The sequence below is a fragment of the Streptomyces capoamus genome (assembly GCF_014654935.1).
GTDB classification, from domain to species: domain Bacteria; phylum Actinomycetota; class Actinomycetes; order Streptomycetales; family Streptomycetaceae; genus Streptomyces; species Streptomyces capoamus.
Map to the genome: position 1 here is coordinate 140,849 of NZ_BNBF01000020.1, position 590 is coordinate 141,438.

1 protein-coding gene is annotated in these 590 nt (G+C 72.4%); it reads left to right on the top strand.

Annotation, left to right across the window (positions count from 1 at the left end):
- Positions 1-590: 3-dehydroquinate synthase family protein (locus IE312_RS42130; protein ID WP_229900520.1), on the top strand; the 590-nt coding region annotated here is incomplete at both ends.

The window sequence follows — 590 nt, forward strand, 5'->3', positions numbered from 1 at the left end:
CGGACCTGGCCGGGTTCGTCGCCGCGACCTGGCTGCGCGGGGTGCGCTGGATCGCCGTCCCGACCACCGTGCTGGGCATGGTGGACGCGGCGGTCGGCGGCAAGACCGGCATCAACACGGCCGAGGGCAAGAACCTGGTCGGCTCCTTCCATCCGCCGGCCGGCGTGCTGTGCGACCTGGCCGCGCTGGACTCCCTGCCCGTGCACGACTACGTCTCCGGTCTCGCCGAGGTCATCAAGGCGGGCTTCATCGCCGACCCGGCGATCCTGGAACTCATCGAGGCCGACCCCGAGGCCGCCCGCACCCCCGCGGGCCCGCACACGGCCGAGCTGATCGAGCGGTCGATCCGGGTGAAGGCGGAGGTCGTCTCCTCGGACCTGAAGGAGTCGGGCCTGCGGGAGATCCTCAACTACGGTCACACGCTCGGCCACGCGATCGAGAAGAACGAGCGGTACAAGTGGCGCCATGGGGCGGCGGTCGCCGTCGGCATGCACTTCGCCGCCGAACTGGGCCGCCTGGCGGGCCGGCTGGACGATGCGACGGCGGACCGCCACCGCACCGTCCTGGAGTCCGTCGGCCTGCCGCTGCAC